The organism is Streptomyces sp. NPDC029526 (assembly GCF_040637405.1).
Lineage (GTDB): Bacteria > Actinomycetota > Actinomycetes > Streptomycetales > Streptomycetaceae > Streptomyces.
Genome location: NZ_JBEZWE010000001.1, coordinates 57412 through 73086, shown reverse-complemented (window position 1 = coordinate 73086; position 15675 = coordinate 57412). Strand labels below are relative to the sequence as shown.

General features: G+C 76.7%; 12 protein-coding genes and 1 riboswitch. Of the genes, 4 read left to right on the top strand and 8 right to left on the bottom strand.

All coding sequences use genetic code 11. The annotated features are described in order from the left end of the window. Window positions 1-49: 49 nt before the first annotated feature. Entirely contained in the window at window positions 50-1033 is a 984-nt protein-coding gene (locus AB0F01_RS00345; RefSeq protein WP_362088864.1) for an SCO1860 family LAETG-anchored protein, read from the top strand. A 616-nt stretch (window positions 1034-1649) separates the two neighbouring features. Here AB0F01_RS00345 and cobC read toward each other — a convergent pair. Then, a complete protein-coding gene (gene cobC / locus AB0F01_RS00340) occupies window positions 1650-3272 on the bottom strand; it encodes an Rv2231c family pyridoxal phosphate-dependent protein CobC (RefSeq protein ID WP_362088863.1) in 1623 nt (540 codons plus the stop codon). A 93-nt stretch (window positions 3273-3365) separates the two neighbouring features. Between cobC and AB0F01_RS00335 the strand changes: the two genes are divergently transcribed. Next, window positions 3366-4094 (top strand): ZIP family metal transporter, encoded by a 729-nt coding sequence (locus AB0F01_RS00335; protein ID WP_362088862.1) that lies wholly within the window; start codon window positions 3366-3368, stop codon window positions 4092-4094. Between the two features lie 422 nt (window positions 4095-4516). On the opposite strand, the gene AB0F01_RS00330 is transcribed toward AB0F01_RS00335, so the two are convergent. The 7 genes from AB0F01_RS00330 to AB0F01_RS00300 form a co-directional block, all read right to left on the bottom strand. Then, window positions 4517-5947, bottom strand: coding sequence for a cobyrinate a,c-diamide synthase (locus AB0F01_RS00330; protein WP_362088861.1), 1431 nt, complete (start codon window positions 5945-5947; stop codon window positions 4517-4519). After that, entirely contained in the window at window positions 5944-6543 is a 600-nt protein-coding gene (gene cobO, locus AB0F01_RS00325; RefSeq protein ID WP_362088860.1) for a cob(I)yrinic acid a,c-diamide adenosyltransferase, read from the bottom strand. The genes AB0F01_RS00330 and cobO overlap by 4 nt, the downstream gene beginning before the upstream one ends. Continuing rightward, complete coding sequence (locus AB0F01_RS00320; protein ID WP_362088859.1) at window positions 6543-8588, bottom strand: putative cobaltochelatase; 2046 nt, start codon at window positions 8586-8588, stop codon at window positions 6543-6545. Before AB0F01_RS00320 ends, cobO begins: the two co-directional genes overlap by 1 nt. A gap of 190 nt (window positions 8589-8778) precedes the next feature. Then, on the bottom strand, window positions 8779-10296 hold the full coding sequence (locus AB0F01_RS00315; protein WP_362088858.1) for a cobyric acid synthase: 1518 nt from the start codon (window positions 10294-10296) through the stop codon (window positions 8779-8781). Continuing rightward, a complete protein-coding gene (locus AB0F01_RS00310) occupies window positions 10293-11234 on the bottom strand; it encodes a cobalamin biosynthesis protein (protein ID WP_362088857.1) in 942 nt (313 codons plus the stop codon). The genes AB0F01_RS00315 and AB0F01_RS00310 overlap by 4 nt, the downstream gene beginning before the upstream one ends. 141 nt (window positions 11235-11375) lie before the next feature. Then, a riboswitch (cobalamin riboswitch) is annotated at window positions 11376-11449 on the bottom strand. 302 nt (window positions 11450-11751) lie between these two features. After that, window positions 11752-11973: a hypothetical protein gene (locus AB0F01_RS00305; RefSeq protein WP_362088856.1), complete on the bottom strand. Its 222-nt coding sequence runs from the start codon at window positions 11971-11973 to the stop codon at window positions 11752-11754. Between the two features lie 31 nt (window positions 11974-12004). Continuing rightward, the gene (locus tag AB0F01_RS00300; RefSeq protein ID WP_362088855.1) at window positions 12005-13279 is read right to left on the bottom strand and encodes an inorganic phosphate transporter; all 1275 of its coding nucleotides are present in this window, start codon (window positions 13277-13279) and stop codon (window positions 12005-12007) included. A 256-nt stretch (window positions 13280-13535) separates the two neighbouring features. On the opposite strand from AB0F01_RS00300, the gene AB0F01_RS00295 reads away from it, so the two are divergent. Beyond that, window positions 13536-14219 carry a class II aldolase/adducin family protein gene (locus AB0F01_RS00295; RefSeq protein ID WP_362090152.1) on the top strand — a complete coding sequence of 228 codons (684 nt, stop codon included), beginning with the start codon at window positions 13536-13538 and terminating at the stop codon, window positions 14217-14219. Between the two features lie 213 nt (window positions 14220-14432). After that, complete coding sequence (locus AB0F01_RS00290; protein ID WP_362088854.1) at window positions 14433-15572, top strand: alpha/beta fold hydrolase; 1140 nt, start codon at window positions 14433-14435, stop codon at window positions 15570-15572. Window positions 15573-15675: the final 103 nt, after the last annotated feature.

Here is a 15675-nt window from a genome sequence, read left to right as displayed (position 1 = left end):
CGGAGATTCTTTCGGGGTCCCACCCGAGTCTCATGGGGGTCCCACCATCTTGAACAGCATCAATTTCCGTATGCCCGCACGCCGTTGGGCCGTCGTGGCCGCGGCCACCGTCCTCGCCGCAGGTCCCGCGGCGCTGGCCGGAGCGGGTTCCGCGCACGCCACCGGTGACGAGGGCTCCGCGAGCGCCGCCGTGCTGCGCACCGGGCTCGACGTGGCCCTGCTCAACAAGAGCGTGCAGGCTCCGCTCGCGGTCTCCCTCAACGCCGTCGAGGCGCCGGAGAGCGCACGGAAGACGGCCCTGACCGCCACCCTGGACGGCGTCGACGGCGGCAAGCCCTTCAGCGTGCTGCGCGCCGAAGTGGCCGACGCGCAGGCGACGGTGGAGGGGGCGCGGGCGGAGGCGTCCACCACGCTCGCCAAGGCCCGCGTCCACGTGCCCGGCCTGCCCCTGCTGTCGCTGATCGAACTGGAGAAGGTCACCTCCAAGGCGGTCTGCGAGGCCGGGAGGACCCCGCTCGCCTCGGCGACCTTGCCGGGCTCGGTGACCGTCCTGGGCAAGCGCGTCACGCTGACCTCCAACGGCACCACCGAGGTCCGGGTGCCGGGCGTCGGCGAGGTCCGGCTGGAGCTGTCGAAGACCGAGACCACCTCCCGCACCGCCGCCGCCACCGCGCTGCGGCTCCAGGTGGCCGTCAACCCCGCGAAGCTCAACGTCGCCGAGGTCGACGGCACGGTCACGCTCGCCGAGGCCAAGTGCGAAGCCCCGGGGACCGCCGAGGCCCCCGCCGGGGAGCAGGAGGCGGCGGCGCCGGACACCGGGGAGAAGGCCGCCCCCGGCAAGCAGGAGGCCGAGGACGTGCGGCCGCAGGGGGCCCGCGCCGAGGAGGCCGCCCCCGAGAAGGGCAAGGACGGGGCCAACCTGGCCGAGACCGGCGGTGACTCCACCACCCCGTACATCGCGGGCGGAGCGGTCGCGCTCCTCGCGGCGGGCGGCGCGGCGGTCGCGATCTCCCGCCGGAGCCGCCGCACCTGACGCGCCGGCCCCCGGGGGACCCGGCCCTCGGGGGCAGACGGGGGAGGGCCGGGAGCACCGGAACGGCCGGGCGGCCGGGCGGTGCCCCGCCGACTCCGCTGAGAGAGGTCCGGGCGGACGGGCGGTATCCGCCGGCACCGCCGTGCGAGCCCTGACCGCGCCAGGGGTTGCCCCGGCCGTTCCGGCCGCCCCAGCCGTTCCCGGTCGGGCTGCCACCCCGTCGTCGTCACCCGGCCGTCGTCCGGCCGCCGTTCACGTGCCCGTCCCCGTCCCCGGGGCGGGCACGTCCGGCGTCGGCCGTCCGGCCCGGGGCGCGGCGCGGGGCACACGGTCCGGGGACGGGGACCCGCGTCGGACCGGAGAGCGTGGGCGGGCGCGGGCAGCGGTGGACGTCCGCGGCCCGCGCCCACCCCGTCGCCCCTCACTCCGGCGGCTCGGGCATGCGGAAGGGCACGCGCCGGAGAGCCTCGCGCCCGCAGGGCTACAGGTGAGCCGGGACCGGGCGTAGTGGGCGTACTGGGTGGGCAGGGCGGACAGGCGGGCGGGCCGGGTCCGGTCGCTCCGCCGCGCCCTCCCGCCGCGCCCCGGGGACTGTCGGTGCCCCGCCGGCGCCCCGTCAGCCTCCCGTCAACGACCGCTCCAGCGCCGACAGGAAGCCGTCCACCGTTTCCTGGTCGCGCACCGCGAGCCGCAGCCACTCCTCGTCCAGGCCGGGGAAGGTGTCCCCACGGCGCACCGCGTAGCCCCGGTCCCGCAGCCGCTCCCGTACCGCCGCCGCGTCCGGCAGCCGGACCAGGACGAAGGGGCCCTCGGCCGCCCGCACCACCCGCACCCCGTGGTGGGCCAGCCGCCCGAGTCCCGCGACCAGGTGGGCCCGGTCCGCCGCCACCCGCAGGGCCGCGCGCTCCGCCTCCGCCAGGGCCTCGGCGCCCACGCACGCCTCGGCCGCCACCAGGGCGGGCGTGGACACCGGCCACAGCGGCTGAGCCTTCTCCAGAGCCGCCACCGTCCCCGGCGCGGCGAGCACGTAGCCGATCCGCAGTCCGGCCAGTCCCCAGGTCTTGGTGAGGCTGCGCAGGACCACCAGGCCCGGCACGTCCGTCCGCCCGGCCAGCGCCTCCCGTTCGCCCGGCACGGCGTCCATGAACGCCTCGTCCACCACCAGCGTCCGGCCGGGACGGGCGAGCCCGGCGAGGACCCCGGCCGGGTGCAGCACCGACGTGGGGTTGGTCGGGTTGCCGACGACGACCAGGTCCGCGTCCTCGGGGACGGCGGCCGGGTCCAGGCGGAAACCGTCCGCCTCCCGCAGCAGCACCCGCCGGACGGTGTGCCCGGCGTCCCGCAGGGCCGCTTCCGGCTCCGTGAACTGCGGGTGCACCACCACCGGCCGACGGGTCCGCAGCGCCCGCGCCAGCAGGACGAACGCCTCCGCCGCCCCCGCCGTCAGCAGCACCCGTTCCACCGGCAGCCCGTGCCGCGCGGCCACCGCCGCCCGCGCCGCCCGCCCGTCGGGGTAGGCGGCGAGCCCGGTCAGCGAGGCGGCGACGCGTTCGCGCAGCCAGGCCGGAGGGGTGTCCGCGCGGACGTTCACGGCCAGGTCGACCAGGGCGGCCCCGTCGTCGCGGACCTCGGCGTCACCGTGGTGCCGCAGGTCGTGCGCGGCACCGGCGGCGGGCGCGGCGGCGGGCGGAGCGACTGGCGGGGTGGCCGGCGGGGCGGTGCGCGGCGGTGTGTGCGTGTCCATGCCGGTGATGGTGCCGGGGGCGCCGTCCCGGGCCGTCACCGGGGTGCCCGCGCCGGTCCGGGACGCGGCCGGTCCCGTCGGCCGCCGGGCGACGGCGCACGTGGCCCGGGCCGGCCGCCCGTCCGCCGGCGCCGACACCCGCTTGGGCACCAGCAGCACGCCTCCGCCCACCAGCGCGGCGGCCTCCGCCACCGACGGGGTGCCGGCCGCGGCCAGCACGGCGGCCGACGGGTGGGGCACCGGCACCCGGGACAGGTCGCCGGCCCCGTGGGCCACCAGCGGCACCCCGAGCCGCCGTGCCGCCGCCACGACACCGGGCTCGGCGGCCCGGGCGTCGACGGTGGCGAGTTCGGCGACGCGGGTCAGCGGCAGCCCCGCCTCCCGTAGGCACCCCTCGACCAGGGCGAGCACCTCCTCGGCGTCCACGCCCGTGGACGCGCCCACGCCCACGACGACGTCGGCGGGCGGCCCGGTCACGATGCCGGTCTCGGCCATGGGGGTCGTCCTCTCCCGCTCCCGGTCACGACGCCGGGCGACATACGGCCGTCACGCGTGCGCCCCGCGGACCCGATCCGCTACGAAGGGCGCATGGCCGTACTCGTCGCGCTCGGCGCGTTCCTGATGACGCTGGCCGGCGGCTGGACGGCGGACCGCGTCACCGACCGCCGCCACCTCGTGCTGGGCCTGGCCGGCGGTCTGATGCTCGGTGTCGTCGGCCTGGAACTGCTCCCTGAGGCCCTGGAGGCCGCCGGGCAGGAGGTGTACGGGGTGCCCGCCGGTCTGCTGCTGTTCGTGGCCGGCTTCCTGCTGGCCCACCTGGTGGAACGGCTGCTCGCGCATCGGCAGGCCGCGCACGGCGCGGAGGAGCACCACGGCCGCACCCCGCAGGTGGGACTCACGGCAGCCGCCGCGATGGTCGGGCACAGCGCCATGGACGGGGTGGCGATCGGCGCCGCCTTCCAGATCGGCGGGGGCATGGGCGCCACCGTGGCGGTGGCGGTCATCGCGCACGACTTCGCGGACGGCTTCAACACGTACACGCTCACCCGGGTGTACGGCAACGCCCGCCGCGGGGCGCTCGGCATGCTCGTCGCGGACGCCGCCGCGCCCGTGCTGGGAGCCGCCTCCACCCTGTTCTTCACGCTCCCCGAACCCGTCCTCGGCGGCTACCTCGGGCTGTTCGCCGGCGCGCTGCTCTACCTGGCGGCGGCCGAGATCCTGCCCGAGGCCCATCACACCCACCCGGCCCGCTCGACGCTGCTCTGCACGGTCCTGGGCGTGCTGTTCATCTGGCTGGTGGCGGGCACCGCCCACTGACGACCGCCGCACACTGCCCCCCGGACGTGGACGACCCGGCCCGCCGCACACCGGCCCCCGGGCGTGGACGACCCGGCCTGCCGCACACGGCCCCGGACGCGGACGCCCGGTTCGTCACACTCCGGCCCCGGACGCGGACGACCCCGCCCGCCGGCCCGCGGACCCGCCTCGCGGCTGCCCGGCCCCGTCCTCCCGCACCCGCTCACGACGCGCCGCTCACGACGCGCCGCTCACGACGCGCCGCTCACCAAGGGCCCGCTCAGCAGGCGCCCGCTCGCCAAGGGCCCGCTCGGCAGGCACCGGCACACCACGGACCCGCTCACCACGGACCCGCTCACCAAGTACCCCCTGACCACAGCCCGCTCGGCAGGCGCCCGCCCACGGGCGCAGGTGCCCGGCCAGGGGCCGGCGCACGCGCCCGCTCACCACGCCCCGCACCGCTCGACGAACCGCCGGGCGACCCCGGGCTCGGCCGCCCAGTGGGTGTGCAGGTAGCTGGCGTGCACGCCGTCCCGCACGAACCCCTCGACGCGCCGCTCCGGCGTCCGCATGCCCCAGGCGGGCGCGGGCCCGGCGCCCGGCTCCACGACGGTGCGGTGGAACTCGTGGCCCCGCAGCCGCGTCCCGGCCCCGGCCAGGGCACTGTCGGTCAGGGCCACGGCGTCGCGGTAACCGAGCGTCAGCCGGCCCGTCATCCGCGCCGAGGCGTCCAGCACCCCGCACATCGGCAGGCCGTCCAGCTCCCGGCACAGGTACAGCAGCCCCCCGCACTCGGCCGCCACCGGCGCGCCGCCGAGGGCCAGCGCGGCCACGGCCTTGCGCAGCTGCTCGTTGGCCGACAGCTCAGCCGCGTGCACCTCGGGGAACCCGCCCCCGATCACCAGGCCGTCCACCCCGTCGGGCAGCTGCTCGTCGCGCAGCGGATCGAACGGGACCACCTCCGCCCCGGCCGCGGTGAGCAGTTCGGTGTGCTCGGCGTAGGTGAAGGTGAACGCCCGGCCGCCGGCCACGGCCACGCGCACCGGGCGGTCCCCGCGACCGGGCCCGGCGGGTCCCGCAGCCCCGGACGCGACGGCCCCGGCGGCCCCGGCGGCCGGAGCGGCGGCGTCCAGCGCCCGCCGGGGGTCCCAGGCCGCGTCGGGGAGCGCCCCCGCGCTCCGGGCGAGCGCCACGAGCCCCTCCAGGTCGCACCCGGCCGCCACCTGGGCGGCCATCGCGGCGACCGCGTCCAGGGCCGCGGCCCCCCGCTCGGCGACCGGCACCAGCCCCAGGTGGCGCGACGGGGTCTCCACCCGCGCTGCTCGCCGCAGCACCCCCAGCACCGGCACGCCGACCGCCTCCAGGGCGTCCCGCAGCAGTGCCTCGTGCCGGTCGGAGGCCACCTTGTTCAGGATGACGCCACCCACCCGCACCTCGGGGTCCCAGCTCACGAAGCCGTGGACCAGCGCCGCCACCGACCGCGACTGCGACGAGGCGTCGACGACCAGCACCACCGGCGCCCGCAGCAGCTTCGCCACATGCGCGGTGGACGCCAGTTCGCCCTGCCCGGACACCCCGTCGTACAGGCCCATCACGCCCTCGACCACGGCGATGTCGCAGCCGCGCGCGCCGTGCGCGAACAGCGGGGCGATCCGCTCCGGTCCGCACAGGTAGGCATCCAGGTTGCGGCCCGCCCGGCCGGTGGCGAGCGCGTGGTAGCCGGGGTCGATGTAGTCCGGCCCCACCTTGTGCGGGGACACGGCGAGCCCTCGTCCCGCCAGCGCGGCCATCAGCCCGGTGGCCACGGTCGTCTTGCCGCTGCCCGAGGCGGGCGCGGCCACGACCAGCCGGGGCACCGACGGGGTCGCACTCACCACTCGATGCCCCTCTGCCCCTTCTGCCCGGCGTCCATCGGGTGCTTGACCTTCGACATGTCGGTGACCAGGTCGGCGAAGTCCAGCAGCGCCTGCGGCGCGTTGCGCCCGGTGATCACCACGTGCTGGGTCCCCGGGCGCCCGCGCAGCACCTCCACCACCTCGTCGGTGTCGACCCAGCCCCAGTGCAGCGGGTACGCGAACTCGTCCAGCACGTACAGCCGGTAGCGCTCGGCCGCCAGGTCCCGCTTGACCTGCTCCCACCCCTCCCGGGCCTTCTCCTCGTTGTCGAGCTGCGCGTCCCGCTGCACCCAGGACCAGCCCTCGCCCATCTTGTGCCAGTCGACGCTCCCGCCCTCACCGGTGGCGCCCAGCACCCGCAGCGCCCGCTCCTCGCCGACCTTCCACTTCGCCGACTTGACGAACTGGAACACCCCGACCGGCCAGCCCTGGTTCCAGGCCCGCAGCGCGAGCCCGAAGGCGGCCGTCGACTTCCCCTTCCCGACCCCGGTGTGCACCATCACCAGCGGCCGGTTGCGACGCTGACGGGTCGTCAGACCGTCGTCCGGTACCACGCTCGGCTGTCCCTGCGGCACTACGCTGCCCTCCTCGTCCCGTTCCCACGGGCGTCCTGTACCTCACGCACGTCCCTGACCAGTCCGGCGATCGCGTCCGCCCGCAGGTCGTCCAGCGTCACCGCGCCGCCCCCGAGTTCCCCGGCGAGCTGCCCCGCGAGGCCCAGCCGCACCGGTCCCGTCTCGCAGTCCACGACCACCGACGCCACGCCCTCGGCCGCGAACAGCCGCGCCGCCCGCCCGGACAGCGCGACCGGCTCGGGCCCGCCGGTCGCCCGCCCGTCGGTCACCACGACCATCAGCGGCCGGCGCGCGGGGTCGCGCAACCGCTCCACCCGCAGCACGTCGTGGGCCTTGAGCAGGCCCGCCGCCAGCGGCGTGCGGCCGCCGGTCGGCAGCGACTCCAGCCGGGCCGCCGCCGCGTCCACCGACGAGGTCGGCGGCAGCGCCACGTCAGCCCCGGAGCCGCGGAAGGTCACCAGGCCCACCTTGTCCCGCCGCTGGTAGGCGTCCAGCAGCAGCGACAGCACGGCGCCCTTGACCGCGCCCATCCGCTGCCGGGCCGCCATCGACCCCGAGGCGTCCACCACGAACAGCACGAGGTTGCCCTCCCGGCCCTCGCGCGCCGCCTGCCGCAGATCGTCCCGGCGCACCACCAGCCCCGGCCCGGACCGGCCCCGCGCCCGCTGGTGCGGGGCCGCGGCCTGCACGGTCGCCGCCAGGTGCAGTTTCGTCAGCGCGCCCCGGGGCCGGCGCGCCCCGGTCGTGCGCCCGTGCTCCGTGCGCGCCCGCGACCGCCGCCCGGCGGCGCCCTCGCCGATGCCGGGCACGCTCAGCACCTTCGTGCGGAACGGCTCCGACGCCTTCGCCGGGGCCTGCTCACCGGCCCCCGGTCCGCCGGGCGGCGGCGCGGCGGGGTCCGCCGCATCCTCGCCGTCCCCGGCCCGCTCCGGCCCGGAGGCGTCACCGCCCTGCGGACCGTCGTCGGCCGGCGGCCGTCCGCCCCCGCCGCCCCCGTCGTCGTCGGGGCCGTCCGGTTCCGGGTCGGGCTCGTCGTCGCCGAACTCCTCCAGCGTCTGGTCGAGCTTGTCCTCGTCGAGCCCCGGCGCGTCGAACGGGTTGCGCCGCCGCCGGTGCGGCAGCGCCAGCAGGGCCGCCTGCCGCACGTCCTCGGCGAGCACGTCCGTCCGCCCCGCCCAGGCCGCCAGCGCGGTCGCCGTGCGGGCCATCACGATGTCCGCCCGCATGCCGTCCACCTCGAAGGCCGCGCAGGTCGCCGCGATCTGCCGCAGCGCCCCGTCCCCGAGGCGCACCGACGGCAGCAACTCCCGCGCCGCCACGATCCGTTCCCGTACGGCCGCCTCCTCCTCGGCCCACCGGGCGGCGAAGGCGGCCGGGTCGTCGTCGTGGGCCAGCCGCCGCCGGACGACCTCCACCCGCTCGTCGGGCTCCCGGGAGGCGGCCACCTCGACCGTCAGGCCGAACCGGTCCAGCAACTGCGGCCGCAGCTCGCCCTCTTCGGGGTTCATCGTCCCCACGAGCAGGAACCGCGCCGCGTGCCGCACGGAGACGCCCTCCCGTTCGACGTACGAGGCGCCCATCGCGGCGGCGTCCAGCAGCAGGTCGACCAGGTGGTCGTGGAGCAGGTTGACCTCGTCCACGTACAGGATCCCGCGGTGCGCGTCGGCCAGCAGGCCCGGCTCGAACGCCTTCACGCCCTCCGCGAGCGCCCGCTCGATGTCCAGGGCGCCCACCAGCCGGTCCTCGGAGGCGCCGACGGGGAGTTCCACCATGCGCGCGGCCCGCGCCGTGCCGCCGCCGGCCTCGTGGGGGCCGTCCGGGCAGTCGGGAGCGGGCGCCGCCGGGTCGCAGGAGAAGCGGCAGCCCGGTACCACCGCCACGGGGGGCAGCAGCGACGACAGGGCGCGCACGGCCGTGGACTTGGCGGTGCCCTTCTCCCCGCGCACCAGCACACCGCCGACCGCCGGGGAGACGGCGTTCAGCAGCAGTGCCAGCCGCAGGTCGTCCTGCCCCACCACCGCGGTGAACGGAAAGGGAATGCTCACGTGTCCTCGCCCTCCGAGTCGCCGACGCGTACGCCGTCGGGTCCGTGTTCGTACGGGAGTTGTCGTCGTTGCCGCTCGTACCGTCGTGCGTGCCGGTGCCGGTGCCGGTGCCGGTGCGGGTGCCGGTGCGGGTGCGTGCGCCGGTGCCTGCCCCGGTGCCGGGGCCCGCCCGCGCCGCCCGGTGTCGTGCTCACGCGGGTGCTCCGGGCGGGACGAAGGGCGACCCGGCCGGTGGACCCGACTCGACGAGCCGCCACAGGGCGTCCGTGTCCGCGTGCTGTTCGATCAGATCCCCGAGCCGGTCGAGCTGTTCCTCGCGCAGCGCGGCGAACGACGTACCGGGGTCCGGCACGAAGCGGCGTCCCGCGGCGGCGGCCACCTCGCGCAGGAAGGCCCGCCGGAAGCCGTCGGACTCCAGCGAACCGTGCCAGTGCGTGCCCCAGGTCTGCCCGGAGCGGCAGCCGTCGAGGAAGGGCGTGCCGCCGGTGACCTCGGCGACCCCGTGGTGGATCTCGTACCCCTCGACCCGCTCGCCCAGGGCCTCGCCGGACGGCCGGGCCAGGGTCTTCTCCCGCGCGAACCGCACCCGCACCGGCAGCAGTCCGAGCGCGTCGACCCGCCCGGCGCGGCTCTCCACGTCGTCCTCGATCCGCTCGCCCAGGATCTGGTAGCCGCCGCAGATGCCCAGCACCGGGCGCCCCTCGGCGGCCCGCCGCCGCAACGCCCCGGCCAGACCCCGCTCGCGCAGCCAGCGCAGCGCCCGCACCGTGCCGCGCGTGCCGGGCACCACGACCAGGTCGGCGTCGGCCAGTTCCTCCGGCCGGTCCACGAACCGCACCACCACGCCCGGCTCGGCGGCCAGCGCGTCCACGTCCGTGAAGTTCGACATCAACGGCACCGCGCACACCGCGACCCGCAGCACGTCCTCACCGACCGGCGCGGCCACCGCCGACTCCCGCACGGCGCCGCGCAGCGACACCCGCAGGCCGTCCTCCTCGTCGATGCCGAGCCCGTGCCGGAACGGCAGCACACCGTACGTCCGCCGGCCGGTCAGGCCGTGCAGCATGTCCAGCCCGGGCTCCAGCAGCGACACGTCGCCCCGGAACTTGTTCACCAGGAAACCGGCCACCAGGTCCTGGTCCTCGCGGGACAGCAGGGCCAGCGTGCCGAAGAAGGAGGCGAACACCCCGCCCCGGTCGATGTCGCCGACCACCAGCACCGGCAGCCGCGCGCCCCGCGCGATGCCCATGTTGACGATGTCGGTGCGGCGCAGGTTGATCTCGGCCGGGCTGCCGGCCCCCTCGCAGATCACCGCGTCGTACGTGCCCCGCAGCTGCTCCAGACAGTCCAGCACCGTGCCGAGCAGCCGCTCCTGGCGCCCGGCGTGGTAGCCGCGGGCGCTCAGCTCGCCGACCGGCCTGCCGAGCAGCACCACCTGGCTGCTCTGCTCCCCGCCGGGCTTGAGCAGCACGGGGTTCATCAGCGCCGTCGGCTCGATCCGGCACGCCTGCGCCTGCATGGCCTGCGCCCGCCCGATCTCCGCCCCCTCGCGGGTGACGAAGGAGTTCAGCGACATGTTCTGCGCCTTGAACGGCGCCACCGCGACGCCCTGCCGGGCCAGCCACCGGCAGATCCCCGCGGTCACCACGCTCTTGCCCGCGTCCGACGTGGTCCCGGCGACCAGCAGGCCGCCCCCGCGCCCGCTCACCGCCCGCGCCCCCGCGCCAGGAGCCGCGCGGCGGCGCCCACGCCGAGCGCGAGCCAGCCCACGCGCCGGGACAGCCGGACCGCCCGGCCGATGTCCGGCACGGTCACCGGCCGGCCGCCGCCGTTGAGGACGGGACGGTGCTCGACCCGCCCGGCGTAGGAGAGCGTCCCGCCGAGCCGGACGCCGAGGGCGCCCGCGAAGGAAGCCTCCACCGGGCCCGCGTTGGGACTCGGATGCCGTCCGGCGTCGTCCCGCCAGGCCCGCACGGCGCCCCGGGGGTCGGGGCCGGCGGCCGCGGCGAGGGCGGCGGTCAGCCGCGCGCCGGGCCAGCCCGCGACGTCGTCGAGCCGGGCGGACGCCCAGCCGAACCGCAGGTGACGGGGGGACTTGTGCCCGACCATCGCGTCCAGGGTGTTGACGGCCCGGAAGCCGAGCAGTCCCGGCACTCCCGCCACGGCGCCCCACACCAGGGCCCCCACCACGGCGTCGGAGGTGTTCTCGGCGACGGACTCCACCACAGCGCGGGCGATCCCGTCGGCGTCCAGGGCCTCGGGGTCCCGCCCGCACAGGTGCGGCAGCCGCGCGCGGGCGGCCTCGACGTCCCCGGACTCCAGCGCCCGCCCGATGGCGCGCGCCTCCCGGGCCAGCGACGTCCCTCCGACGACCGCCCAGGTGGCGGCGGCGGTCAGGGCGACGGAGGCGGCGGGGGAGGAGCGGACGCGGCGGGCCGTGAGCCCGCCGAGCGCCACGGCCCCGCCCACGCAGACGGCGGTGTGCAGGGCGCCCGCGCCCCGGTGGTCCCGCCACAGCACTCGTTCCACGGCGCCCGCGGCCCGGCCGAACGCGGCGACCGGGTGCCCGCGGCGGGGATCGCCGAGCAGCAGGTCGCCGAGGAGGCCGGCGGCGGCGCCGTACGCGAAGACGCGATCGGCACGCACGGGTTCAGCCGGTGACGGTTCCGGAGGGGGCGGCCCCGGAGCGGGGCGGGGAGGGGAGGGTCGACCTCGACAGGCAGCCGCGCATGGCGATATGTCCTCACTCAGGGTGTCCGCGCCCTGGCTCGACGAGACCGGCGGCGAGAGTTCCTGGCTCCCGGGGGCTCCACCCCCGGTGACAGTGGCGGGACCGCGCCGGAGTCGCACCGGCTTCCTCTCCTGCCGCCGTGTTGGCCCCGGCAGTCCACCATGGGCCCCGAACACCCGTCAACTTGCCGCTGACCTGCGGGACTGAAGTGTGCCGAGGCACACAGCGGGACGCGTCTCCCCCGCCGCCGGACCCAAGGGGGACACGACGGCGGGAAAGACGACGGCAGGAAAGGCGACGGCAGGAAAGGCGACGGCGGGGAAGGCGGTGGCGGGGAACGCGACTGCGGTGGCGGGAAACGCGACGGCGGGCGGTCGCGGAGCCGGGGCCCCGCGACCGCCCGCCGGGCGGAACGGTGTGGTCAGGCGGTGGTCACGCCATGATCAGGTAGATGCCGTACCCCACCGCCGCCGCACAAGCGGCGAAGCAGGCGTAGGCGCCGGTGACCGCCAGGGCCGCGGACTGGCCCTGCTCGGCGGCCTGGTCCCGGCGGGACAGGCCGGCGATGCCGAGGGTGAACAGGCCCACCAGGGCGATGGTGACCACGAGACTGACGCCGAAGACGGAGCCGAGGGCTGCCCAGTCGATGTCCATGGTGCTCTTCTTCCTTCGTACCGGGTCGCGGTCAGACGGTGGTCGGGGCCGCGGGGGCCGCCGGGTCCGCGGGGGCGGTCGCCGGGGCCGGGATGGTGGCCGACAGCTCCTCGGAGAGGGCGCCCGCCGGGGGCGGGGTCACCGCGGCCATGGCCGTGGTCACCACACCGGCCGGCTCGTCGGCCGTGGCGCCGGTGCCGGGGTCGTCGGTGTCGTTGACGTTGGTGTGGTCCACGACCTCGCGCCGGGAGATCTTCCAGATCGCCGCGCTGGAGACGACCAGGAAGGCGGCCACCAGGCCGGTGCCCCAGGCGCCGAAGCCGCAGACCCACTCGGCGATCGCCGCGACGACGGCCGCCGCGGGCAGCGTCAGGCCCCAGGCGACGAACATCCGCGTCGCGGTCGACCAGCGGACGACACCGCCCTTGCGGCCCAGCCCCGCGCCCATCACGGCGCCGGAGACGGAGTGGGTGGTGGAGAGGGAGAAGCCGAGGTGCGAGGAGGCCAGGATGACCGTCGCGGCGCTGGTCTGGGCGGCGAAGCCCTGCTGCGGCTGGAGGTCGGTGAGGCCCTTGCCCATGGTGCGGATGATGCGCCAGCCGCCGAGGTAGGTGCCGAGCGCGATGGCCACACCCGCGGAGACGATGACCCACAGGGGCGGGTCGGAGTCCGGCACGAGCACGCCGCCGGAGACCAGGGCCAGGGTGATGATGCCCATCGTCTTCTGCGCGTCGTTGGTGCCGTGGGCCAGGGAGACCAGGCCGGCGGAGGCGATCTGTCCGGCGCGGTAGCCCTTCTCGGCCGCCTTGCCGTTGGCCTTCTTGCCCATGCGGTAGGTCAGCTTGGTCGCGTACATCGCGGCGAGACCGGCGACGATCGGGGCGGCGATCGCGGGGATCAGGACCTTGGTGATCAGCACGTCGCCGTGCACCGCGCCCAGGCCGGCCGAGGCGACGGTGGCGCCGATCAGGCCGCCCATGAGGGCGTGCGAGGAGCTGGACGGCAGGCCGACCAGCCAGGTGAGGAGGTTCCAGAGGATCGCGCCGACCAGAGCGGCGAAGATGACCTCGGGACGGATGCCGGCCTCGTCGACGAGGCCCTTGGAGATCGTGTTGGCGACCTCCACCGAGAGAAAAGCACCGACAAGGTTCAGCACGGCGGACATGGCGACCGCCGTCTTGGGGCGCATGGCACCGGTCGAAATGGTCGTTGCCATCGCGTTCGCGGTGTCGTGGAAACCGTTCGTGAAATCGAACGCGAGTGCGGTCACCACCACAATCGCGAGGATCAGCGAGAAGCTTTCCATTTACCCAGGCAATCGTTCGAGGTCATTGGCGCGTCGAACGTAAGTAACCCGGGTGAACGGAAGATGAACTGGGACGGGCGTCGCGGTGACCGGAAGAGGGGGGTGCCGCTCCGTCGTCCGGCCGCTCTGCGTGACCCCGTGAAAGCCCTCTGTCCGCACGCCGTTCGTCGACCGTTGCCCCGCCTGGGCCGAGGCGCCGGAGCGGGCCTGGGAGGATCACGTCATGACTGAGGAACCGACGCGTGACGCACGGAACATGGCGGGCGAAACGGACGGCGAGCGGGAGGGTGACTTGCGTCACGCCGAGGGTCGTGCGTGGGCCGAACTCGTCGCGACCGCCCGCCGAACGGTCGCCGACGGGCTCGTCGTCGGCACCTCCGGCAACGTCTCGGTGCGGGTCGGCGACGTCGTCCTCGTCACCCCGTCGGGCGTCCCGTACGACCGGCTGACCCCCGAGGACCTGACCGGCGTCGACCTGGACGGGCGCCAGGTGCGCGGCTCACTCGTCCCGACCAGCGAACTGCCCCTGCACCTGGCCGTCCACCGGACGACCGGGGCGCGCGCCGTGGTCCACACCCACGCCGTGCACGCGACGGCCGTCTCCACGCTCGTCGACGAACTGCCGCCGATCCACTACATGGCCGCCGCCCTCGGGGGCCCCGTCCGCGTCGCCCCGTACGCCCCCTACGGCTCCGACGAGCTGGCCGCCCACGCGCTGCGGGCTCTGCGGGACCGCTCCGGCTGCCTCCTGCGCAACCACGGCACCCTCACCCACGGCACCACCCTCGACCAGGCGTACGACCGCACCGCCCAACTGGAGTGGATGTGCCGCCTGTGGCTCACCGCCTCGTCCGTCCCCCACCTGACCCCGTCGCTGCTGACCCGGGAGCAGGTGGCGGAGGTGGGGGAGCGTCTGCGGGGGTACGGACAGCCGGGGTGAGGGCCCGGCCGGACGGCCCCGCGGGCCACGGCGGGGCGGCCGGGGTGCGGCGGCCACCGCCGGGCGCGGTCCCGTGAGCCCAGCCGGCCGGGTGCGCGGTACGGAGGGCGAGCGTGCGGTGGCCGGCCGTCACCCTGGACCCCGACCCCGGACGCCTCACCCCGGACGCCCCGCCCACTGGCCCGGGGCACGGTCGACCAGGACACTGGACGGGTGCGCACTGTCAGAGCGACGGCCGCTGCCGTCACCGCCGTGATCGGGGCCGGCGCCGCCGCGGTGGCCGCCGGCCGACTCGCCAGCGATGCAGCCCTCAGGACTCCCGCCGGCCGACCCCTGCCCACCGAACCCAGGCTCACCGTGCACGGCACGGCCGCGGGCCGCGTCACCCTCACCCGGCACCTCGCCGCGCTGCGGCCCGGCCGGTACGGCCTGTCCGGTGACGGTGTCCACGCCGTGGTCGGCCCCGTGCTCGACGGGGCGTCGGACACCGCCGACACCGTCGTGCGGCGGCTGGAAAGCGTCGCCCAGGGATCCCTGGAACCCGGCAACCGGGTGCGCCTCGTGCCGCACCTGCACGTCGGCGACCCCGGGACCGCGCTCGGACTGGACCACACCGACGTCTCGCTCGCGGGCGAACTCGGACCGCTGCCCGCCTGGTTCGTGCCCGCCCCCCGCGACACCTGGGTGATCGCCGTGCACGGCCTCGGGGCGGGCCGGGAGCACGCGCTGAACGTGCTGGACTTCCTGCACCGCCTCGGCTTCCCCGTGCTCGTGCCGGCCTACCGCGGCGACCGCGGCGCCCCGCGCCCACCGGACGGCCTGAACCACCTCGGCGAGACCGAGTGGCGGGACCTGGACGCGGCGATCCGGTACGCCGTGGACCGCGGCGCCCGGCAGGTGGTCCTGTACGGCTGGTCCACCGGCGCGACCATGGCGCTGCGCGCGGGCGCCCGCTCCGGCCTGCGCGAACGGGTGGCCGGGCTCGTCCTGGACTCGCCGGTGCTCAGTTGGGAGACGACGCTGCGCTCCCTCGCCACCGCCCGGCACACCCCCGGCGCCCTGCTGCCGCTGGCGGTCCGCGCCGCCCAGGGGCGCACCGGGCTCTACGGCGACCGCCGCGCCGCAGCGGTCCGGCTGGACCGGGTCGCGGTCCCCGCCGTGATCTTCCACGGGCCCGGCGACACCGTGGCCCCCTGGTCGCTCTCCCGCCGGCTCGCCTCCGCACAGCCGAACACGGTCACCCTGCGGACCGTCCCGGGCGCGCCCCACGGCGCGATGTGGAACGCCGGCCCCGCCGCCTACGAGGAGCACCTGCGCCGCTTCCTCACCCCGTTCATGACCCCGTTCGCGTGAGGCGCGCGGGGCTCCGGCCGCCCGGTCCGCGTGACGCGGACAGGGCTCCGGCCGCCGGCCGGGCAAACCGGCCGGGCGACCCGCTCCGGCCGGTGCGCACCGC